At 32.2% G+C, this 23,382-nt stretch carries 20 protein-coding genes; 9 read left to right on the forward strand and 11 right to left on the reverse strand.

Annotated features, from left to right (window positions below; genetic code table 11):
• Positions 1-278: 278 nt before the first annotated feature.
• The gene (locus AAGD63_RS03810) at positions 279-1,385 is read left to right on the forward strand and encodes a D-alanyl-D-alanine carboxypeptidase family protein (protein ID WP_341813079.1); all 1,107 of its coding nucleotides are present in this window, start codon (positions 279-281) and stop codon (positions 1,383-1,385) included.
• 32 nt (positions 1,386-1,417) lie between these two features.
• Here AAGD63_RS03810 and rmuC read toward each other — a convergent pair whose 3' ends face one another.
• From rmuC to AAGD63_RS03830, 4 genes are all read right to left on the reverse strand, one after another.
• Entirely contained in the window at positions 1,418-2,758 is a 1,341-nt protein-coding gene (gene rmuC, locus AAGD63_RS03815; protein ID WP_341813080.1) for a DNA recombination protein RmuC, read from the reverse strand.
• A 256-nt stretch (positions 2,759-3,014) separates the two neighbouring features.
• Positions 3,015-4,175 (reverse strand): porin, encoded by a 1,161-nt coding sequence (locus AAGD63_RS03820; RefSeq protein ID WP_341813081.1) that lies wholly within the window; start codon positions 4,173-4,175, stop codon positions 3,015-3,017.
• Between the two features lie 100 nt (positions 4,176-4,275).
• On the reverse strand, positions 4,276-5,079 hold the full coding sequence (locus tag AAGD63_RS03825; RefSeq protein ID WP_341813082.1) for a hypothetical protein: 804 nt from the start codon (positions 5,077-5,079) through the stop codon (positions 4,276-4,278).
• 172 nt (positions 5,080-5,251) lie between these two features.
• Positions 5,252-6,274 carry a hypothetical protein gene (locus AAGD63_RS03830; RefSeq protein WP_341813083.1) on the reverse strand — a complete coding sequence of 341 codons (1,023 nt, stop codon included), beginning with the start codon at positions 6,272-6,274 and terminating at the stop codon, positions 5,252-5,254.
• Positions 6,275-6,499: 225 nt separating this feature from the next.
• Here AAGD63_RS03830 and secA point away from each other — a divergent pair, with 225 nt between their 5' ends.
• The gene (secA, locus tag AAGD63_RS03835) at positions 6,500-9,151 is read left to right on the forward strand and encodes a preprotein translocase subunit SecA (RefSeq protein WP_341813084.1); all 2,652 of its coding nucleotides are present in this window, start codon (positions 6,500-6,502) and stop codon (positions 9,149-9,151) included.
• Between the two features lie 130 nt (positions 9,152-9,281).
• Here secA and AAGD63_RS03840 read toward each other — a convergent pair whose 3' ends face one another.
• The 4 genes from AAGD63_RS03840 to dprA all read right to left on the reverse strand — a co-directional run bounded on the left by AAGD63_RS03840 (position 9,282) and on the right by dprA (position 11,690).
• A complete protein-coding gene (locus AAGD63_RS03840) occupies positions 9,282-9,590 on the reverse strand; it encodes a transposase (RefSeq protein WP_341813085.1) in 309 nt (102 codons plus the stop codon).
• A gap of 83 nt (positions 9,591-9,673) precedes the next feature.
• The gene (locus AAGD63_RS03845; protein WP_341813086.1) at positions 9,674-9,907 is read right to left on the reverse strand and encodes a hypothetical protein; all 234 of its coding nucleotides are present in this window, start codon (positions 9,905-9,907) and stop codon (positions 9,674-9,676) included.
• A 279-nt stretch (positions 9,908-10,186) separates the two neighbouring features.
• Positions 10,187-10,339, reverse strand: a complete 153-nt coding sequence (locus tag AAGD63_RS03850) for a DUF4423 domain-containing protein (RefSeq protein ID WP_264330511.1) — start codon at positions 10,337-10,339, stop codon at positions 10,187-10,189.
• A 265-nt stretch (positions 10,340-10,604) separates the two neighbouring features.
• Positions 10,605-11,690, reverse strand: coding sequence for a DNA-processing protein DprA (gene dprA, locus AAGD63_RS03855; RefSeq protein ID WP_341813087.1), 1,086 nt, complete (start codon positions 11,688-11,690; stop codon positions 10,605-10,607).
• 61 nt (positions 11,691-11,751) lie between these two features.
• Between dprA and AAGD63_RS03860 the strand changes: the two genes are divergently transcribed.
• Positions 11,752-12,129, forward strand: a complete 378-nt coding sequence (locus tag AAGD63_RS03860; RefSeq protein WP_254229739.1) for a ferredoxin family protein — start codon at positions 11,752-11,754, stop codon at positions 12,127-12,129.
• Between the two features lie 29 nt (positions 12,130-12,158).
• Here AAGD63_RS03860 and AAGD63_RS03865 read toward each other — a convergent pair whose 3' ends face one another.
• Positions 12,159-12,425: a hypothetical protein gene (locus AAGD63_RS03865; protein ID WP_007302779.1), complete on the reverse strand. Its 267-nt coding sequence runs from the start codon at positions 12,423-12,425 to the stop codon at positions 12,159-12,161.
• A 564-nt stretch (positions 12,426-12,989) separates the two neighbouring features.
• Here AAGD63_RS03865 and AAGD63_RS03870 point away from each other — a divergent pair.
• Together AAGD63_RS03870 and AAGD63_RS03875 are read left to right on the forward strand one after the other, a co-directional pair.
• On the forward strand, positions 12,990-13,943 hold the full coding sequence (locus AAGD63_RS03870) for a D-alanine--D-alanine ligase (RefSeq protein ID WP_341813088.1): 954 nt from the start codon (positions 12,990-12,992) through the stop codon (positions 13,941-13,943).
• Positions 13,924-14,682 (forward strand): cell division protein FtsQ/DivIB, encoded by a 759-nt coding sequence (locus AAGD63_RS03875; protein WP_341813089.1) that lies wholly within the window; start codon positions 13,924-13,926, stop codon positions 14,680-14,682. The genes AAGD63_RS03870 and AAGD63_RS03875 overlap by 20 nt, the downstream gene beginning before the upstream one ends.
• A 133-nt stretch (positions 14,683-14,815) precedes the next feature.
• Here the strand turns inward: AAGD63_RS03875 and AAGD63_RS03880 are convergent, their stop codons facing one another.
• On the reverse strand, positions 14,816-17,698 hold the full coding sequence (locus AAGD63_RS03880; RefSeq protein WP_341813090.1) for an ankyrin repeat domain-containing protein: 2,883 nt from the start codon (positions 17,696-17,698) through the stop codon (positions 14,816-14,818).
• Positions 17,699-18,767: 1,069 nt separating this feature from the next.
• On the opposite strand from AAGD63_RS03880, the gene AAGD63_RS03885 reads away from it, so the two are divergent.
• Both AAGD63_RS03885 and AAGD63_RS03890 read left to right on the forward strand, forming a co-directional pair.
• A complete protein-coding gene (locus AAGD63_RS03885; protein WP_341813091.1) occupies positions 18,768-19,808 on the forward strand; it encodes a hypothetical protein in 1,041 nt (346 codons plus the stop codon).
• Entirely contained in the window at positions 19,805-19,960 is a 156-nt protein-coding gene (locus AAGD63_RS03890; RefSeq protein ID WP_006015317.1) for a hypothetical protein, read from the forward strand. Before AAGD63_RS03885 ends, AAGD63_RS03890 begins: the two co-directional genes overlap by 4 nt.
• 104 nt (positions 19,961-20,064) lie before the next feature.
• On the opposite strand, the gene ligA is transcribed toward AAGD63_RS03890, so the two are convergent.
• Entirely contained in the window at positions 20,065-22,020 is a 1,956-nt protein-coding gene (gene ligA, locus AAGD63_RS03895) for an NAD-dependent DNA ligase LigA (protein WP_341813092.1), read from the reverse strand.
• A gap of 159 nt (positions 22,021-22,179) precedes the next feature.
• Between ligA and AAGD63_RS03900 the strand changes: the two genes are divergently transcribed.
• Entirely contained in the window at positions 22,180-22,617 is a 438-nt protein-coding gene (locus tag AAGD63_RS03900; RefSeq protein ID WP_341813093.1) for a hypothetical protein, read from the forward strand.
• Between the two features lie 238 nt (positions 22,618-22,855).
• Positions 22,856-23,044, forward strand: coding sequence for a hypothetical protein (locus AAGD63_RS03905; RefSeq protein WP_341813094.1), 189 nt, complete (start codon positions 22,856-22,858; stop codon positions 23,042-23,044).
• The last annotated feature ends 338 nt before the right edge of the window (positions 23,045-23,382 follow it).

Below are 23,382 nucleotides of genomic sequence, written 5' to 3' on the forward strand. Positions count from 1 at the left end.
TAACGCTTAAAATAAGCGCGTTTTGGCTGAATGTAGAAAAAATAAAAAAGACATGCAGCCGCTATAATTTTTATGTAATTTGCCAATAAATATCTGAGTTTTTTACTGAATTTTTGTTGTTGAACCCGCGCGGATCGAAAACAAGGATAAATACTCTTATTGTCATAATAAGGGGGCTGGCGCAGTTTGTCAAGGAAGTTTTATGCAAGAGATCTATTGAAATGCTCGTGCAAAATCATACTATTAATTTAGCACATTATAAATTTAAAATTATAAATATGTTAAGCAAATTAGTAACTTTGCTATTAATTTTTATACTCCCTTTTAATTCGTACTCATATCAGTTTAGAACTAAAGCAAAGCAAGCAGTTGTTTTAGATTTAGCTTCAGACTCTTTCATTTTTGACCATAATTCCAGTGAAAAAATGGCCCCATCTTCAATGAGCAAGTTAATGACTTTATATGTAGCTTTTGATTATCTAAAAGCTGGAATAATAAAAATGGAAGATAAATTTCGAGTAAGTAGAAAAGCATGGGAAAGGAAAGGCTCCTCTATGTTCTTGAAAGAAGGTCAATTTGTTACTGTAAAAGAACTGCTTGAAGGAATTACAATTGCCTCAGGTAATGATGCATGCATAGCGCTAGCCGAGGGTATCGTAGGATCAGAAGAGAATTTTGTTGCTGAAATGAATGAAGTTGCACAAGATTTGAATCTTAATGATAGTCATTTTGTTAACTCAAGTGGATGGCCAGATGAAAACCATTTTATGAGCGCAAAAGACTTGGTAACACTGGCAAAAAGAATTTTCACCGATTTTCCTGAATACTATGATCTATTCTCTGAACAATATTTGACATATAACGATATTGTACAAAAAAATAAAAATCTTTTACTTTTCCATGATATTGGAGTTGATGGTCTAAAGACAGGTCATACAAGTGCTGGTGGTTATGGAATTATAGTATCTGCAAAACGGAACGATAGGAGAATTTTTGCTGTTGTGAATGGTTTGGACACCGAGAAAGAGCGAATAGAGGAAGCAAAAAGACTAATACAATATTCCTTAAATCATTTTAATACCAAGAAAATATTTGCTAAGGATAGCGTAGTTGAAGAAATAAATATTGTTTATGGAAAAGATAAAAAGGTGCCCGTTACAGTTGCAAACGATGTTACCATAACTTATAACCGCAGATTACATGATAAAATTAAAGTGCGTATTGAGTATAAAGATATGGTACCCGCACCAATTAAAAAAGGTCAAGAAGTGGGCAAAATTTTTGTAGAAATACCTGGTACTGAGCAAAAAACTATACCTGTTTATGCAGCAAATGATGTGCAGGAATTGAGCTATATAAAAAAAATTTTTAGAAAGTTGTTTTAATCAGCAAATGTAAGTTAAGGAGACCTGAAATACTAATCTACTTTCAACCTCTCAGCATGTAAACTGCGTGGTAAAGATTCCAACTCTTTTGCAGCAGTGAGTTCTTTATTTTTTGCATGTATACCAAGCTTATTGAATTCTCGGGCAGCAGGAAACACTCTTGCCTCAAGCGAACCAGCAGTTTTATTGTAATGATCAACAGCACTTTTTAAGCTTCTGCGTAAATTATCAAAATTTTCGCCCATTGTGCAGATTCGCTCATATAAAATATGGCCTAGTTCACTTATTTTCTTTGCATTTTCAGCTATCATCTCTTGCTTCCATCCATAGGCTACTGCCCTAAGTAGCGCAATTAAAGTGATTGGTGTTGCAATAATTACTTTTTTTTCTATTCCAATTTCTATCAAAGCTGGTTCACATTCTAGTGCTGCGCTGAAAACCCCTTCTCCTGTTAAAAAAAGCACCACAAACTCTGGCGTATTTTCAAATTGGTTCCAATATTCCTTTCTGCCTAGATCATTTATATGTTTTTTTATTGCCAGAGAATGATTCTTCAATTTTTCCTTTTGTATCTGTAAATCATTTTGCGACATAGCATCCATGTAAGAATCAAGTGGTACTTTAGCATCTATTATTATTTGCTTTCCTGATGGCATTTTTACTATTAAATCAGGACGCAACAAATTGTCCTCATTTTTATCAATCACTGAGGCTTGAGTAAAAAAATCGCAATATTCAATCATTCCCGCCATCTCTATCACTCTTTTGAGCTGCATTTCACCCCACTTACCTCTAATGTGAGGTTTCCTCAAGGCGTTAGCAAGGCTAGAAGTTTGGTTCATTAATGCTCCAATTTGCTCCCTTAAACCTTCGTAGGCCCCTACCCTCTCTTTCTCTAGCTCACGTATTTCACTGTCGAATTTTTCTAATTTTTCTTTTATTGGAGTGATAACTTCGTTGATCGTTGCTTGCCTTTTTTTGAAGTCACTTTCTGTTTCTTTTAGCTTATTATCGATCACTTCTTTTGCTAAGTTCAGAAAATTATTATTGTTTACCTGAAGAGCATCAAGAGAAAGTGCTTTAAAAGTGTTCGTAAGCCTCTCCTCTGCTTTTGTTAGTAATTCTATTTCCTTTTTCTTTTCTTCACGCTCTTTCTGAAGAATTACTTGAAGTTCTGCGTTCCTCACTTTCAAATCAACTATTTCCTTATTTTTATCTACTAAAGCCTGTTTTGCCTCTTGAAGTTCATGTTCTACTTTAAGTAAATTCTTCTCAAGATTCTCACTAAATTTTCTGTTCTTTCTTACAACAATATAGAGAAATAGTAGTAAAAAAAGGAAATTCAATACAAAAGCTATAGAATTGAAAAGCATCAGAACACAGAAAAAACCGCACTCACAATACTATCTAATTTTTTTATATATAAAAAAGAAAAAAAGAGCACCTGAAGAGATGCGCTTACTGAAGGGCTTGGTTTGCTAATTAATAACCGTTTTCTCCTACACTTGGATTAGTAACAGAATGTCTTTTTATTGAAAATCTTATGTAATAGTTATTTTTATAATATCAAATATATTAACAACTCAATTTTACTCTCATTACTACAATACTTACATACCAGTTACTTCACTAAAAACTTAGCTTCAATCCGGCCAAAAGCACATACCCGTAGTTATTATCTTTTACTACAGGTTCCTGAGTACTAAATTTTACAATATCGAAGTAGTATGAAGTGCCAAGAGCTAATGGATATTCAAGACTGAAAGCCTGTGATGTGAATTCGTTTGTACCTTTACCTGCAATATACCTAACACTATTAAAATATGTTAAGCTCACTTTACGAGAATCAGAATGATAAGCAACACCTGCATTTACATAATGCATATTATTTGTTTCAGGACTACGCTTCTCACCAGATTTACCGCCATTACCGTACGAAAAAATGCAATCAAGTTCAAAAAGTTTTAGCTTCAATCCAAAATTCCAGTGTAGTAATTGATTACGGCATTCATAATTTTGAGAAGTACCATCCGAGCAGTCAGTTAAATTTTCCCTTGCAAACTCACCAGCCAAGGCAGTAGTAAAACTTATATCATCTGATAGGACATTTTCATACGAAAGACCAGCGGCTATCAGATTGTTATATTGTAAATTATTTTTACCTGGAACATAACTAAATCCAAGTTGAAAGTTATAGATTTTAGGAGAGATATAGTTTAACGTTGGTTGTTTTAACTTTAGTTCTAGTCTATTATAGTCGCTATAAATATTAGGCTTGACCCAAAATACCTTATCCTTATCATACCCAGAACCATCATCTTTTTTTTTATTACCGCGCAAATTTGCATAATCTGTCCAATGACCATTTATTCCTCCAGCAGCTGTGTAAATTTTTGAAGTGTTAATTAACATACTCTGACTAACTAAACTTCCTTTACCATATTCAACTGATCCAAACTCCTGGTTCTTTATGATAAAATAGCACTTCTCCATTTCTAATTTTTCTATGTCTAATGCTTTTAGGTTTGCAATAGCAGAAACTCCTGCCTTAACATTAAACCCCATTTGCGTATTGGGATAAACTTGCTGCAAATAAAGAAAGCGCAGGTCTGAATAACTTGAGGTCTTGTCTTTTGTAGAGCTAAAAGAATCTCTGTTGAAAGCGTAGCCAAATCTTAAATCTATTTTTCCATCTAGTTCTGCATAAAACATCTCCTTATCCAGAATTACCCTAGCATTGACACTCCCTACCACGAATAATAATGAAAATAGTTTGATCAGTAACCTCATAGTTAAGCTTAAATTTTTAATATAAGCTTAATAGAAATAAAAAACAATTCTTATATTGTGTAGAACTTAGATACTACAAACCAATTAATGACAAAAGCGTTTAAGCATTCTTCACACTATGTTTTTGAATTATATTTCCATAAATAATTGATATACTTGGTAACTTTCGCTTTAGTAACTGCTTATTAATGGTAGAATATATACGACTAATTATTTTAGATGTGTTCTTTGCATCACAGTTAATCAAAATAAAAAGCACCTTATTCTCATCAATAAATCCTAGAAAATCATCACTACGGCAATTTTTATAAAAATGCTCTGTGATCATACTCAATGCATCGTTTATCTCATTAAATTTATTATTGAAGCCTATTATTCCTATAACTGCATTAATTTGATATTCAAAGGCAAAATTCAATATGACATATAACTCCAAAATCGTTGAATCATTGTCTGGTATATCAAACAAGTTGTGTTTTTTATATTTCTTACCCATCAGATATTTATCCTTAAACATTGCTAGCTTATGAAACAGGCTAATGTCACGTATCAATAGCTCATAATTAATCTTGCTATTAGTAAATTGCGTTGTGCGAAAAACTTCTACCTTTGTTTTTATATCTTCTCCTTTAGCGTCGATTAAAGAAAAGCCTATCACTTTTGGCAATATATCGGACAAATCGCGCCCATCTTCAGTATACTCCAAATAGCTTTTCATATCTTCAGCTGCTCTTTTACTTAAAATATTGATTAACGGCTTATTAAGTAAATTCTCTTCCTCACATTTTAATAAATTCCTTGCAGCTTGATTGAGTCCCAAGATTAATACGTTCTTTTTCTCATTATCCTGACAAACAGATATCACAGCATCATCTTTCCTTCTTTCAGTTATAAAATCTTCCATATCTTCTCACATATAACGTATTTATAAGTATAATAAGATTGTATTAAAATTCATTTACCCATTAATATACTTGATAAAGTATAGACAAATCGTCATGTTGCTGCATGTTCTAAGTCATGATAAAGGAAGCAAAATTACAAATATAATTTTGCTTATTCTCTTTATACCTTCACTACAACAACTTATTTTGCTGTATTGGATTAGATGGTTGAATATAACCTAAACTACTGTAACACGATTCTTCGTATGAAGGTAGTAGTTCCTCAAGCGGTGCTGAAGGTTGTACTTTTTCATAATTGTCAGAAGGAAAATTGTCTAATTCTTTATTATTAGTTGCCTTATCCATACATTTTATTGGTTGCTCTATATAGTCTTGTATTTCTTTTGTAAAACTATGATTTAGATAACAACTTGTTAAGTAAGCTACACCTACTACTGTTAGTTCTAATGCTACAAAAACTAAAGGTGAAGCTCCTATACACCTAAAAACCTTTACTTTATACATACTCATATGAGCAAGTGGGTCAATGGTTGTTGCCAAAAAAATAAAAAAACCAAGTGAAAAAAATATTAACACGCAAATTCCACCCAATGAACAAGATCCTAATGCTACTTCTTTTAATGATTCTTCGCTTTTCTTTTTATTATTAAGGCTTCGATACATTTTATTAACGTTAGTATTGCTAATATAATCTTCTAGTTCTTTTAAAATTTTAGTCTTTAACTCTTCAATCTCGTTATCTATTGACGAATAGTATTTTTTATACCGCTGCTTCAATTGAACATCTAATACTGATTTACCACCATTTAGAAGATTTAAAATGTCTTTTTTGCATAACTCAATCTCCTGAGAAATTTTAGAATCGTTTTGTTCTTTTATATCTTGATCCATTTTAGCCTGTAGTTTTTGACCAAAATCTTTAAATACAGTTCTGCAAGAAAGGTATTTTAATATAATAGGTAAAGCCAGCTCATTTCCCTTACTAAGCAAAGATAAAAGCTTCAAAGCGAAAGAATTAGGTACTGCCTCTCTTGGTAGAATTAAGGTGAAATCTTCCAATACTTGGCAAACTAATTTTATTGAAGAATCTTTAAACCCTTTTGTACCAAATTTTAATGAAGCAAAAAATTCTTCTAATTCTTCAAAAGGACAACTATTTTTCTCTAATTTTACTTTTATAATATTGCTTAACATTGTAACTCCACTAACCGTTTTATACATGTAGCTTAACACTATTTTAATAATTTATTAAGAAAGTTTAATTATTAATTATAATATTTAATAAAATAAATAGACTCTTTTACATTTCATCTGCAAGAATCTTTTCCTTAGTTTGTAAATAAAGATTTTCTGAATCTAATTGCAGCAGGTTACGTTTAGTAATATAATCTCATATTAAATAAAACTTTACCTAAGTTTATGCCAGACTCTACGTTAGTTTTAACAACTATTCTTATATTCTTCATCTTTACGTTGTCACTTTTTTTTATAAAAAGGATATTTGGATCAACGAACAAGAAGATAATAAAATCCTTCAGAAAAATTGCTCAGCAGATTAATGCGCTAGAGCAAGAAATGCAGAGCTTATCTGATGAGGATCTTGCTAGTAAAACTGCGGAATTAAAACAAGAACTGAAAAATGGAAAAACACTAAATGACCTTCTCGTACCTGCATTTGCGGTTGTACGAGAAGCATCACGAAGATTCCTTAACATGAGGCATTTCGACGTTCAGCTAATTGGTGGCATGGTTCTCCATAATGGCATGATATCAGAAATGAAAACAGGAGAAGGAAAGACACTCGTCGCAACTTTAGCTGCATATCTAAATTCTTTAGAAGGAAAAGGTGTGCACATCGTAACTGTTAACGACTATCTTGCAAAACGAGATACAGAGTGGATGAGTAAATTATATAATTCTCTTGGAGTTTCTGTTGCATTTATTACAAATAATTTGACAGACGACGAGAGAAAAAAGGCTTATAGCGCAGATATCGTATACTCAACAAATAATGAACTTGCCTTTGATTATCTACGAGATAATATGAAATTTTCTCAAGAAGATATGGTTCAGAGAGGCTTCAATTACGCGATAGTAGACGAAGTAGACTCTATACTGATTGATGAAGCGCGTACTCCGCTCATTATTTCTGGCCCACTTGAGGAAAATAATCAGATATATAAGCATATCAATAAAATAGTAATCAAATTAGTTGATTCTGACTATGAAGTCGATGAAAAGAGTAGAGCAGTGTTCCTCACTGAAAATGGCATTTCACGAGTGGAGGAATTACTAAAATCGTATAACCTCATTCCTGGAAATTCCTCGCTCTATGATACTAGCAATATTATACTGACTCATTATATAGATCAAGCACTTCGTGCACATAAGCTGTTTACTGCTGATAAAGATTATATAGTGAAAAACGGTAAGGTGGTAATTATTGATGAGTTTACTGGGCGCATGATGGAAGGTAGGAGATATTCTGATGGTCTTCACCAGGCACTGGAGGCAAAGGAGAATCTTGAAATTCAGCATGAAAGTCAAACTTTAGCATCAGTCACATTTCAGAACTACTTTCGTATGTACAACAAACTTTCTGGTATGACAGGAACAGCAGCAACAGAGGCAGAAGAATTTCGTGATATATATAGATTAAATGTAGTAAAAATTCCAACTAATGTGCCTGTTAAAAGAATAGATGTTGATGATAAAATTTATGGCACAGAAAAAGAAAAATTTAGTGCTGTATTGAAGTTTATAGCGGAATGTCACACACGTCTTCAACCAGTGCTTGTTGGCACTGTGAGTATTGAAAATTCTGAAAAATTTTCCGATCTTTTGAAAAGCCATTCCCTTAAGCATTCAGTATTGAATGCTCGTTATCATGAACAAGAAGCGTATATAATAGCGCAAGCTGGAATACCAGGCAGCATTACTATAGCAACAAACATGGCAGGACGTGGAACTGATATTCAGCTTGGTGGAAATGTTGAAATGATTGCAAAAATAGAGCTCGAGAAAATAAAAAATGCTGATGAAAGAGAAAAAAAATATCAAGAAATAGTCGAAAGAGTAAAAAAAGATAAGGAAATTGCTATAAAAGCTGGTGGCTTATGTGTTATTGGAACCGAAAGGCATGAAAGCAGGAGAATAGATGATCAATTACGTGGACGTTCTGGCCGCCAAGGTGACCCTGGACTTTCTAAGTTCTTTCTATCACTTGAAGATGATTTAATGAGGATATTTAGTTCTGATAGAATGAGGAATTTTTTGCAAAGAGTGGGACTAAAGAACAACGAGGCTATTCATCATCCATGGATTAATAAAGCACTTGAAAAAGCACAGAAGAAAGTTGAAGTTAGAAATTATGATGTGCGGAAGTCTTTGCTAAAGTTTGATGATGTAATCAACAATCAACGTAAAGTTATTTTTAAGCAGAGAAATCATATTTTAAACAATGAAATCAATGATTTAGTTGAAGTATATAGTGAAGTAAATGAGGATATAATAGAAGGTATAGTACAAAGTGGTTATTACGAAGATTATGTTGAAGATATTGCAAAAGAATTCCACATAAGATACGGGATAACGTTTAATCTAGCAGAGTTTTTGAGTAAACAAGAAGCCTTGGATTATATAAATGACAAGATACAAGAATTTTTTACTGAGAAAGAAAAATATTTCAATAGTCAACAAACTACAGATTTGTGGAATACGATAGTGAAACAAGTGATGATCATGACACTTGATCATTTATGGAGGGAGCACCTTTCGGTCTTAGAGAGCCTAAGACAAAGCATAAATTTGCGTGCCATGGGGCAAAAAGACCCACTGAATGAATTTAAACGCGAAGCTTTCTTAATGTTTGAGTCGATGCTTGAAAAGTGGAGGGAGCTTACCATTCACCGCCTAGCGCACTTTAAGTTGCTAGAAAATCAAGAAATAGGCAATAGGTCACGCTCTACTAAAAATAGCAGACTTCCAAAAGTTTCAAGAAATGACAAGTGCCCTTGTAACTCTGGAAAAAAATACAAACACTGTCACGGTGCAGTTGCCGTAGTGAATTAGTTGTTGCAAGCACATTATAGCTGCTATAGCTAACCGAAGTAAGATTTGCCCGAGCACTGAAAAACAAAATCAATAGCCGAATTAATATTGGGCCAAAAGGTTTGTAGAGCCTTTCTTATGGCGTGCTTGATCAGAACTTCTCAATCGGATTTAAATCTGGCGAGTATGGAGGCAAGAACAAAATTTTACACCCAATATTTTCTATCAAATTTTTTGTCCTTGCAGATTTATAAAAGCTCGCATTGTCGAGAACAATAGTCTGTCCAGGTTTAAATACAGGAACAAGTACATTTTCTACATAAGCATCAAAAATCTCACTATTGCAGTAGCCATCAATTATCCATGGTGCTTTAACTTTTCCTTCATTCAGTGCTCCAATTATGCTTACCCTCTTTCTTTTAAACCCTGGGCAAATAACTTCTTGCCTCTTTGAGACCACCCATATTCATAAAATTCATTGTCCTCTATTCCAGACTCATCTATGTATATCAAGTTTTCTTTATTTATTTCTTCTACTTTTTTTTATGAACTCTTTGCGTTTCTCTTTCTCGATAAAGAAAAGTTTTTTTTATATGTATAGTTTACTTTGCTAAGGTAGTTATATACTGTGTTTCTACACATATTACCAAATTCTTCAATTATCTTTTCAATTCTAATATCCATCCAGAAATTTGATAAATCTATCCATATCTTTAATCTTATGGCAATATCCTTTGTGATAGCCTGAAGATGGTTTCTTTTTTCCTTTTCCTCCACAAATATATTGTTTTTATGCTCACTTTGAATATTTGACTGATTTTTTTATCGTCATTGTTTTTTTATCGACTACTTTGAAAACACGTTCTTTCAGATCCTCACTATATGGACTTGGCATCTTCTTCTTTCTCATTACTTATTATACCATTATAACCAATTTTGCCATATAGCTAAACCTTTCTTGGGTTAGCTATAGATGATAAAATATTTGATTCTAGTTCTTTATAGTCTACTAATCCGGTAGTTCTATTTGCTTGACTCATTTCAAACCTCCATTTTTTATATCAATTTATTACTTTTCTTTTCGGCTTGACACACTTTTTTGAAGTTCCCCACTTTTTCTATCAACTTTTCAAATTCTTCTACAGTTAAGCCTGTTATATTACGAAAATTTCTTGGGTGTTTCTTTATATTGTAGTAACTAAAGCTCATTTTTTTACCTTACTCTATCTACTTATTCCTCTTCTACCTCTCTCCCATCATTTTATCATTACCTTTTGCAGCAGGTCTATTGATGCATGAGTCTGGAATCTAGGAATTCTGATTATATATTAAGTTAGTAAGTATAAAAGTTATGTAAAAATACAACGTTTTTAGTGAGATTACGGAAAGCCAGCGTCACACGCTGGAATGATATCTTTCTTGGTGGACTCAAATCATAATGTTTGTACGGTTGTGGACTTATAACTAAAGAAATCTAGAAAATTAATGATATTTTATTCCCCGGAGAACGCTCTATTTTGTTTTCCAACTCTAGTTCTAAAAGAGCCATTAGAGCTATGTTGGCAGAAAGTCCGCTTGCTAATATAAGTTCATCTATATCAACAAGTACAGAGTTAATATGATCAACTATAACATATTTTGCCTGTTGCAATTTTTCTTGTTTTTGGTTAACAGCATAGTGCTCAACATTAAATAGGTTTTTTTGCTGCGGAGGTAAACTAAACCTAATACTCTCTATTATGTCATCATCGGATTCGATAAGCTTAGCACCGTTTTTAATTAAATAATTACTACCACTACAGCGTGAATCTAGAGGGAAACCAGAAACTGCAAATACCTCTCTCCCTTGATTTAAAGCAAAATCTGCTGTTATTAGAGAGCCAGAACGTTTCGATGCTTCAATCACTACAACACCCAGTGATAGACCAGATATAATTCGATTCCTTTGAGGAAAATACTGAGGTTTTGGTTTAGTAGCAAATGGAAGCTCAGTAATTACTAATCCGCCATTTTCAGTAATTTTTTTGTATAGATCAAAATTTTCTCTTTGGTATACTACGTCAATTCCGCTTGCTGTGACAGCAATAGTGGGGTAATTTTTGTATATTACACTGTTTGCTGCAGTATCAATCCCTCTTGCAAGCCCAGAAATTATGATGAAACCAGCTTGGCTTAAATCAAGTGCCAACTTATTGGCAAAATTTCTTCCATTCATTGAAGAATTACGTCCACCGATTATTGCAATTATCTCACGACTTAATAATGATACATCACCAAGTATAGTTATTACAGGAGGAAAACCAGAGATATTCCTTAAAATATCAGGGTAATCTGGATCACATGCTGGTGTTATTTTGGCTCCAATTTTTTCTGCATTCTTAATTTCTTCTCGTGCATTTTGAATTCCATAATCCTTGTTAGTCAACTTATTAAGATATTTAAGCACTTCATATAGCGACCCACATGCTCTAAGTATACTAAAGAACTTTACTGGTCCCACAGTTCTAGCCAAGCTTAGCCATATTTCTAATTCTTCGTTATTTAATTTATTTATCTTCATAAAAGGCTTGAATTTCTTATCAATTTAGTGTACCCAAGATAATGTAAATATACAGTGTTTTATGACGCATTTTGTTACAGATAAATGCATAAAATGTAAATATACAGACTGTGTGGAAGTATGTCCCGTTGACTGCTTTTATGAAGGTAAAAATATGCTCGTGATTAACCCAGATGAGTGTATTGATTGTGGAGTGTGTATACCTGAATGTCCAGTAGATGCAATTGTAACTGATGATTCCATAAAAGATATTCTAGAGCTAGATGAAGGCTTACTGAATAATGAACAAAAAATCTTTAAATCATTTTACAATATAAACGTAGAATATTCGCAAAAATGGCCAAACATTACAGCTAAAAAGCAACCCCTAGATACAGCAGAAGAGTATAAAGAAAAAAAGGATAAGACAGCTTATTTTGATGAAAATTTAGGGTCATAGAGTACAAAAATAGACTTACATTTTTTTGATTAAATAGACATTGAATTATAAGCGTCTATTTCATCTGCCATAGACGATAATTGTGCACTCTCAAAACGGAGATTGTTTGCAATATCTATTAATTTCTCACTAATTTGTGAACGAGGTTCAGGCACTGGAAAGAAAACGTCACATCTAGCCTTGCATAGAGGTTTGTCTGTTTCATTGAACGCCTCTTCACAGTTTTTGTGGCAAATATGAGATAGGTTACGTGCCTGAAACGTTAATGAATTCGAGTTTTGTGTAGGTATAACCATAATATACTCCTAAATTAAAAAACTAACGCCACGGTAGCATTTATGTGTTAATAAAATTATAATATTTATATCAGCATAATTACTTTCCAGATAAGTTTACTTTATTAAAAACTTCAGGAAAATATTGTACAATTACTCATGAACTTTGGTAAAACTTACGGCAAACGCTAATGTATCTTTCAGTAAAAAAACTTTACAGCATTTTGCTAAGCTAGTTGAGTTTACTAAGCAGCCCACTCAAGAATTAGCAGAAAGACTATTTAATAGATCATGAAATGGAACTATCTGTAGTTGCTGATCAATATGACATTGAAGGTGTAGAAATAGTTGATTACAAAGATGTAAAGTGGAAATCAAGTGGATTACAAAATTAAATTTTTAAAGAATATTACTGAAAAAGATCTTCCAGTTTTACTTGCAATCTGGTGTCTGATCATAAAGGAACCAGTTTGCATGACACCATCTGCAAGTTTCAATATCTGTACAGCTGTGGAATTTTTCAAAGCGTTTTTTCTATTGAAGATAAAAGTATCTTTTATATATGATATATAGCAAAATATTAGGGTGCTTATGGTTCCAAATATAGCAATTTTAAGTGGTGGATTTTCTTGCGAAAGAGAAATATCGCTTATGAGCGGAAAAGCAGTAAAGAAGGTGCTTGATAGCCTTTCATATAATGCAATAGAAATAGATGTTGATAGCAACATTGCTGAAAAGCTTAGAAAAATTAATCCGGGCCTTGCTTTTATTGCTCTACATGGACCTTATGGTGAAGATGGCTGTATTCAAGGTTTATTGGAAATCTTAGGTATAAAATATACACACTCCGGAGTTATGGCTTCGGCTGTTGCTATGAATAAAGTGATGTCAAAGCATATATTCCGATCCCTGAGTATCGACACTCCAGAAGGTGATGTAATTAGTCGAGAAGATCTGCTAAAAAATAATATTAAAATTGATTATCCGTACGTCTTAAAACCGATTAACGAAGGCTCAAGCATTGGAGTACACATGATTTTCTCGCATGAGGATTACTTAGAACTGAAAAATAACAGTTCTACTATAATGGAAAAGATGATCATAGAAGAATACATACCGGGTATAGAGTTACATACTGCTGTGTTGCTGAATGAAGCAATTGGCACTATGGAAATACGACCAAAAAATAAATTCTATGATTATGAAGCAAAGTATACAGATGGATTTGCAGAACATATATTTCCTGCTGAAATTCCTGACAATATATATAAAATGACCTTGGAACACGCACTAAAAGTTCATCAATTTTTAGGATGCAAAACTGTTTCCCGCTCAGACTTCCGTTATAATCACCAAAATAACACTTTAAAAATGCTTGAGATTAATACACATCCTGGCTTTACTGAATTATCGTTAGTACCAGAAATTGCAAAATTGACAAGAGGAATTGATTTTAATGAATTAATTAAAATTATTGTCAAAGACAGTTTACACCACAAGAATATTAGAGATCAAGCCGATGTTGAACAATGTTACTAGAAGCCAAAGGAGTTTTTTGCGCAAGTGTGCTTTCATGATTATAACTGCTCTTTTCCTTACACTAGTACTTTATAGTTCACTTGATAAAATAACAAATCTATTCAATTACTACTTTACTTGGTGTAACGATCGCTTATCGAACTTATTAATTAGCAATGGATTTTCAATCGACAAAGTAACCGTTACTGGAAACAAATTTACAAATGAACAGGACATTCTAAGTTTAGTAGATAGAACACAACCTATCATGTATGTATCACTCTCAAAACTAACAGATAATATACAATCTGTAAGCGAATGGATAAAATATGTAAGAATTTATAGGATTTTACCCAACACCTTACTCATTGATGTAAATGAACACAAACCTTTTGCTCTTTGGAAAGATGATAACAGAACTTCAGTAATTAACTCTGAAGGTAAAGTAATCGTAGATGATTACCAGATAGATAACCTCGTTATAATCAAAGGACAAAATTCGTTATCAAGCCTAAAATTCATTAAATATATACTAGAGAGGAAAACTCAATTAAGTGATCATATTTCTTCTTGTGTTTATGTAGGAAATAGAAGATGGAATATCATACTCGATGACAGTGCCACAGTAAAATTGCCTGAAGATAATCCTTATAGCGCATGGGATTATTTAAGCCACTTGCAAAATACAACCGACTTTACTTTTAGCAATTGGAGCATAATTGATATGCGTGTTGCTGATAAGATCCTTGTGAAGAAGTGATCTGCTCGGTGCTCCTTTTCATGTCATGCAAGTAGCCCTTTCTCTGTCATCCGAGTAGCTTAAAACTGGAATCCAGATTGCAAGTAATCAATTAGGTTGGGTGAGTATGAGTTTTGCATTATAGAAGGAAGCATTAACCATTACTAAACAAAAAGCCTTGATCTGGAGTAGAATGTTTTAAAACAGAAACATCACAAAGATCTCTCTTAGACTGAGAGTTTTCTTTAGCATGTTTGAGTCGTTTAAATATTTCAGTTTCTATGTCTATATTCTTCTTAGCATAAGTATATAAAAGATCTAATAACTCTCCACCAGCTTTAATAGCAATTTCAATAGTCGTATTTTCATTATTATCACCTGGAGAGTAGTTTAAGCTTGGTTTGAAACCATGTTTGTTTTTTGATTCCAGTAATTCTTCTATCTCTTTAAGTAATTTATCTAGCTTGTTTTCATCTATTTCTGCTGCTTGTTTTACCACATTAAACAACTTGTAATCCTGTTGAAGTTTTTGAAGAAGTTTTTCTCGGCCTTCTTTATTCTTCTCATCAATAGATACAACTTTTATACAACCAATATTAATATTTAGGTCAGCAAGCAGAAGGTCAATAATCTTGGAATAGCTATTTTCTAGTGCTAACGACAAAGGAGTGTTACCTTCCTCAGTCTTAGCATTAATATCAGCTCCATGCTTCATAAGAAGATCAACTATATCAAGGTAACCATTTTTTGCTGCCAAATGTAAAGGAGTATTACCTAAAGCATCTTTGGTATTAACTTCAGCTTTATGCTGCAAAAGAAGTTGAGCTATATCAAAGTAACCATTTCTTGCTGCAATACTTAAAGGAGTACAATTCAAAATATCCCTAGCATTAACCTTAGCTCCATCCCCTAGAAGAAGTTTAACTATTTCATAGTAACCATTTCCTGCTGCAAAATGTAAAGGAGTTATATTTTCCTCATTCTTAGCATTCACATTCACTCCTTTCTTAATTAACCATTTAGCCTTTTGCAAATGACCATTTTTTAAAGCTGAAAATAATTCCTTTGTGTTTTTCCCTAACTTTGTCTTATCCTGATCCTTATTTAGGTTCTGTTCACGCTTTTCATTCTGAGGTTTTTTACTCTGATTGGTACTCTCTTTTTTATCTAAAGAAAGCTGTGGTTTCACCTCTTGAACTTGATGGCGTTTTTTAGCTTTCTTCTTACTTTGATTATGTTTGCCCTTTTTATTCTGAGATTCATCTTCTTTTTCTTCATGTTCTGAGCTTTGTGAGAAAGACTTAGAACTCATATCATTCTCTAACACTGAATTTGTATGATTGTTGTTCTGAAGTTCTTCATGATACTCCTTAGCTTTCAACGCATTTGTAACCTCTTCAGCATATTCTTTTTTTCCTTCGTTTTGTAATTTTGTTGCTATACGTTCAGCTTGCTCTATGTTTCCTTTCTCTATTAACTCTAGTGCCTTATTTCTCCATTCTTCAGGACTCGATTTTTCTTGCTCAATATTTACATTACCTGCTTCTTCTGGTTCTATTATTTTCAATAAATTACTTTCATCATCTATAATGTAGACATTACTAACAGCACGAGTGACTCCAACATACAGAGCGTTCATATAAAATTTATATTTCTCCAAAGGCTTATCTTTCTTATCCTTATTTCTTGAAGTGTTAACTTCCCTTTCGTTATATGAATCACGAATTTCATTAATAGTATTATCTATCTCCCTCTCACTTTTATTCGGACATGCTATATTCCATATTTCATTATAAGCTTTACAGGATGTAAACTTGTAAAGAACCACATTTTTAAACTCCAGGCCTTTGGCTTCATGTATATTAAACACAAGTGGAGTATCAAACGATTTACGAGCATCTTCTTTGCTTTCATCATCCAGAACTAAAACAGCACAATTTACAGATTCATTTATTTTTTTTGCTATTTCTTCTTTTTTATCATCAATAATAAAGCCAACGTTCCCTTTGTTCTTAGTTTCACTCTTCATTAGAAAAGCATCGTCTACTGTTATTTTATCTTCTGAAGCAAAACAATAATTCTTAAGATGTAGTATACGGTTGGCAAGCTCAATGACTTGTTCACTATTACGATAATTCTTCTCAAGGGTATAAAAAACTTCTGACCCTTGATCCCTTATACATTGATTTTGACAGAGAAAAGATTTTAACTTAGATAGAGAGAAAAAACTAGGATGTATTACTTGATTAATATCACCGCATAACAAAAAATTATCCTTACTTTCATCTTTTAAACTTTTTAATATTAAACTCAGTGTGCTTTTGGTCAAATCTTGTACTTCATCTACAACAATCGCACTATACATTCCTTCTGTAATGCACTTATATGCAACAAGATTAGGATCATAATACTCTGAATCTTTTTCTATAAACTTCCTGTACTCTTTAAAAAAATCATAAACTTTGTTCCTTTCGTCTACAGAAAACATAGATTGTCTGTTTCCTAATTTACCATATCTATCTTTTCCATCTTTTCCTAATAAGTCTCCTCCACCTATCACAGCTGTAAATTCTTCGAATATTTTATCTCCATCTTTTTTATACTCTTTAAATTTATCTTTCTTGCATATTTCGTTGAACCATGAAAAAAACTTACTTCTATTGATTGGCTTCTTTCCTTTTATATCTTCTGCTCGCTTTTCAAGAAACTCATGCAGAGATAAGAAATCAATTTCTTCCGGAGCAGCAATCTTGAACTCATTAGCAGTTTCATCATAGTATTCGTATTCAAGTAATTTTTTTGATTCTTTTATAAGATTTTCGGATTTGGTAATATATAGAATTTTTCCTCCCTCAAACTTCCCTTTTATCTTCTTTAGGCTCTCCAAAGCCACTGATGTCTTTCCACTACCAGCAGATCCACTAATAACTAAAGGCAATTCAAGCTTTCCAACCCTTTCAACTATATCTTCCTGCTTTGCACTAAAAGTAATAAATTTACCGAGATAACTAACTTGTGGAGCATCTTCAATCTCCAATGTACTTACGCTATTAGAAACTTCTTCATTGTTTTTATCTATTATTTCTATGTTTTTAATTTTTTCTCTATTTGTTAAAAATTTAGACTTATGATAATCATGATTCAGAATTACTTCTAAAATAATAAAAGCATCTTTGTTATCAATCTTTATACTTGTGAATAATAATCTGTCACTATCACTTAATTTAGCTCGAGAATATTCAATATTCCCATCACCTTTTATTAATTTTATATTCCCTTGGCTTGTACTGTTGTTCTCCTTTAAATCTTAAATTATTTCGTTGAACTTTTTTCTCAAAGAACTTTTATCATCACCTAAATCATGGTCATTAAACTTCTTATAAAACAATACAATACTCATAACTTTTCTTAATTATTTAATTATATTAAGAATATAATAATATTATTAATACGTCGATATATTTATTACTAGATTAACCTTTATTATTTATTAATACGTAATTCTTATCTCATCATTAAATAAGTAATACTGCAAAGTTATGGAATAAAAGTTAATGTATTTACTTTTTAGGCAGAGCTCTAATATTGTAGATCTTTAATAGTATAATCTTCCCATTTGTCCACTCTGGGCCATGTACGATTAGTAGAAGGAAATAAATTTATACTCATTCAGTATTAAACAACCTAAGTAATTTGGTCACTTCCAGCACCCAAAACCAGTTAGTATGAAAACATTTTTTTTAGAATCAATTGGTGTACCATATAAACTTTTCAATATAGTGATTTTGCTATACCATGAAATCAGCTATATTGGTTTACTTTCACTAAATTTACATATGAACCAATTTGCCTAACTTTGTTGCAATGATTTTAAGCTTCCATTTTTACAACCATATTTTTATAGGCTTATTTTCACAAAGGTAGGTACTTTTTTTGCGTTTTTGGAAAAATGAACATTAAAGATTTCTATGATTCTAATTTGCAGTATGTTTCTGAAACTAAAGTGAATATTAATAATCCTATATAAAATATAAAAAAATAAATAATTCTTGATTTTCTCACAGATATAGTTAACAATTAAGCTATATTATTCTAATAAAAAAGTTATGACTTTATGGTGGAAAAAGATATTAGCTGTAGAAAGTGATCCTAGACTTTTAATTGATATAGATAAACAAGCTAACTTAAAGAAAATGTTAGTTCTTTCTTTAAGGGAAGCTATAAATAAACCAGATGTTTCAATTGTTACAAACCTATACGAACATTTTACACAAAAACCTACTAGAAATAGGCGCGAGTACCCTAATTCACAATTCTCAATTATTCGGGAAATATATAAAAATGCCTTTATACTTGTAAGCAATGATATTGCCAAGCTCAATGAAAAAAATTTTAATCAGATCATTAGTAGAAAAGTAGGGCAGATCGAAACAATTTTGGCTATAGTCTCATTAATTGATAATAAACGACTAATAAAAAAAATGTTGAACTTAGTTGAAAAAAATATAAAAAACAATCCGGAAGGGCAGCAAGTTCTTTTAAAGAGTTTAGTTAATATACTAACATACTCGATAAAAAATGAGCGTCTTCAGACCATTAATTATATATGTACAGGACAGTTCTCTAAAAAAAATTTCTGTTCTGTTATTCAAGAAATATATATAAAAGCATTTGCAGATAGCAAAGTAGTAGAAGAGCTAGAAAATAAAATAGAAAAACAAGAAAAATCTGCTAAGTATGAGTGGTGGATGGAGTTGAAAAAATATCTTGATTTCAATCAAAAGCTAAATGATTTACAAAAATTAAAAGAAATAGTAAATAAGTTTATTGAAGCTTCTGATTATCATAATAAACTGTGCCAAGATGAAAATTATCCAGCTCTTTCTTATTATAATACAGAAATAGACTTGGAAAGATTAGAGCAAATAACACGTAAGTTTATTAACGATTATGGTCACATATCAGAAAAGGAGGTATTAAAGCAAAAAAAGCTTCAAATACCTTTACCGGGAGAAAAGCAATTGGTAGAAAATTTGAGAAAATTAGAAAAAAAATATCTACTTTCATTCAATCTGTTTATGAAAAAACTGCACATGATAAGCAATACCCAGGCTTTGTTCAGTCCCCTAAAAAGAAAGACTTTATGATACTAGCACAAATAATACATGAGTTGTTTCTTGAGAAAGATGATTTCGAATTTGTAGATAAGGAAGAATTACCTAGTCCATATTTAGAAAAAGTTAAAGAGAAATCATATATTAGAGGGGCGCTTAGCTATTTAACTGGCTTTTTTGCATAGCTGTTTATAAAGAGCAGGGAGTGTTCAATTGTATTAAATAAGAGTCTGATATTAGTTTTCAATTCTTCTATCAGTTAATTCATTCCCGTCAGATTAAGTTGTGTTTAGCACAATTTGTTCCACTGTTCTTCATCTAAAATTTCCACACCCAATTCCATTGCTTTTTTATATTTTGAACCTGGATCTTCTCCTGCAATTAAATAGTCAGTTTTAGTAGAAAGGCTTGAACTGATCTTTGCCCCTAAAACTTTAGCTCTTACCTTTGCCTCCCCTCTACTCATAGCACGTAGCTTACCAGTAAACACTATAATTTTGTTATTCAAAAAAGAATCGCTAGAGTTGGAGCTCACGGGAAGAATTTGCAGATATGCAGTCAGGTCATTTAACATTTTAATGTTACGTTCCTGAGAAAAAAACGATTTTAAAGATTCAGCTACTTTTTCTCCTATACCATCTATACCTACCAACTCAACATCATTTGATGACATCGAATTATACCAGTTATCATAAGATACATAATAATTTGCGAGCAATTCTGCTGCAACTTGGCCGATAAATCTGATACCCAAAGAAAATATGAACCTATCTAGAGTGATTACTCTTCTGTTTTTTATAGCACTTAATAGATTAGCTATTGACTTCTCGCCCCAACCATGATGCTCTTTTAAGGAAAACTCTTTTAATCTTTCCTCTAAAATAAAAATGTCTGGAATTTGTCTTATTAGTTCCAGGTCATAAAAAAACTTTATTTGTTTTTCACCAAGGCCAACAATGTCAAATGCATCTTTTGACACAAAATGTTTTAGTTTTTCTACTATTTGAGCCTTGCAATTAAATTCTTCAGGACATCTTACTGCCACTCCTTCAATCTGCACTTTACTACCACATTCAGGACATATGTCAGGAAAAACAAATTCAGGCATATTTGTATGACGAGAACCTTCATCTACTTTGACAATTTTAGGAATTACATCCCCAGCCCTTTTAATTGTTACAACATCTCCCTCTCTTATATCTTTACGTTTTATCTCATCTTGGTTATGTAGACTTGCTCTGCTAACTAATACTCCACCAATATTGACTGGTACTAAATCTGCAACTGGAGTTAAAACCCCCGTTCTACCCACCTGTATAAATATTTTATTTAACTTTGTCTTCGCATAAATCGCAGAAAACTTATATGCAAGTGCTGAGCGTGGCGCTTTGTGTGTACTTCCCAGACGACTTTGTAGCACCAAATCATTCACTTTATAGACTATCCCATCGATATCATAATCCAAGTTATAACGATAATCATAGATCTCGTTATAGAACTTTAGCATTCCATTCAAACTACTTGTTAAGGAACGATGCTCATTTACGCAAAAACCAAGTTTCTCAAGTTTTTCTAGTACTTCACTTTGACTTTTCTCTATTCCACCAATTAAAGAATAAGAAAAATATCTAAGAGGCCTTTTTGCTGTAATGTTCGCATTCAATTGCTTTAAAGAACCAGCAGCTGCATTTCGAGGATTAGCGAATTCATTATTTTCATTTAACTTTAAAAAGTCGCTGTTACTGATATATATTTCACCCCTTACTTCTAGTCTTCCTTGCACATCTTGTAAAAACTTAGGAAAGTCTTTTATTGTTGCAACATTGTGAGTAACATCCTCTCCTACAAAACCATCACCTCGAGTTGCAGCTTTAACAAATTTCCCATCTTCATAAATTGCAGAAAATGACAATCCATCAATTTTTGGCTCACATAGTATTTCTATTTCATCTGCAATTAAAAATCTCTTTATTTTAGACAAAAATTTCTCTACACCTTGTTCATCATAAGCATTCTCAAGAGAAAGCATAGGTTCTTGATGTTCCACCTTAGAAAATCTCTCATCAGGCGGAGCACCAACACTATCTTGTGTTGCATAAGCTTCTGGCTCTATCGCAGCTAACTTTTTTTTCAGTTCATCATATTCAGCATCACTTATCTCTGGCTTACTTTTTTGATAATATAAGATATTATGATAATTAATTTGATTTTGCAGTTTTTCTCTCATCTTTTCCAAGTCAGTCATGATACCAATATAATGCTCTTTGTCGTCAAGTCATGAATTTTTTCAAAAGGTGTTACAAATTTATACTACTAAACTGAAAACCAGTTATATCAATATTAATATAACGTTTATATTAATATGCTAATATTAGAATTACTTTTAAATCAAGGAGTATATTATATGGCAAAATATAGTAATAATTCGAACGATCAACCAAGCTATTATGATCTAAAATCACATCTTGAACTGTTCGATTCACTACCAAAAAATTCGGAAAGTCAATCGAGTTACGACACACAGAATACAGTATGGAAAGTACACCTAAACGAACCACAAAATTCGGAAAGTCAATTGAGTTCTGAAACTTTAGCATATGGTGTGAGTGATAAATTAGGAAGCTGGTTGGGCATAGATAAAGCAGCAAAAAAAGCAGCAGAACAAGTAATATCTAAAATGGGTAACGATTTAAAACTAGAAGCTAGAAAAGCAGCTCAAGATGAAGTAAAAAAAATAGAAGGAAAAATGCTAACTTTAGCTGAAGAGAAAGCTAACAAAATAGCTACCGAAAAAGCTAATCAAATAGAAAAAAAATATCGACTTCAATTGATAAGACAGTAAAGTCAGTAGAAGCAAATGCTGAAAAAGCAGCAAAAAATGCAGCTGAAAAAGCAGTGAAAAAAGTAGGACCAGAAGTTGCAGATCTGCTAAAGCCAGAAATAAAAACTCAGGTAGAAGAAGCAGTAAAAAATACACTGAAGAAAAAATTGAAAGCCTTATAAAACCTGAAATCACAGACAAAATAGCCGATATTGTCACTTCACAAAGCAAAGAAATAAGAATACTTTTAGAAGATGAAATGAATAAATTAATCGAAGATGCACATAAAAATTTGAATGGGAAAATAGATCAGATTAAATGTGAACTTACAGAAGTAAAATCTAATATCTTAGAAGCTAGTGCAAAAAGTTTCCTTGAGAGCGCAAAATTATTGTCTTTTGCTGCACAAGATGAAATATGTGAAAACCAAGATTTAGTGTATTTTTAATTACAACAGGGGTTTTATATAAGGTTTTTATGTTTTTTTAACCCATAAAAACCTGAGGATAAATGAAGAGAAAAGTATCTGTTAAGTTGCATAGCTACTGTGCAAAATATTGAAGCAAAAAGGTTTCATCCCAGTACTTCCTACCTTGTCATCCCAGTGCTCAGACACTGGGATCCATTGTTCTTTTCTGGATTCCAGCGTCACGCGCTGGAATGACACCTATTTGTTTTTAGTACTTCCTTTCCTGTCATTCAATTAGCCTTTTCTTTTCATTCCAGTGCCCAGACACTGGTGCTCATAAGCAAACTAATCATAGGAGGTATTATAATAAAAACAAC

It is taken from the genome of Wolbachia endosymbiont (group B) of Germaria angustata (assembly GCF_964026725.1).
Classification (GTDB): Bacteria; Pseudomonadota; Alphaproteobacteria; order Rickettsiales; family Anaplasmataceae; genus Wolbachia; species Wolbachia pipientis_C.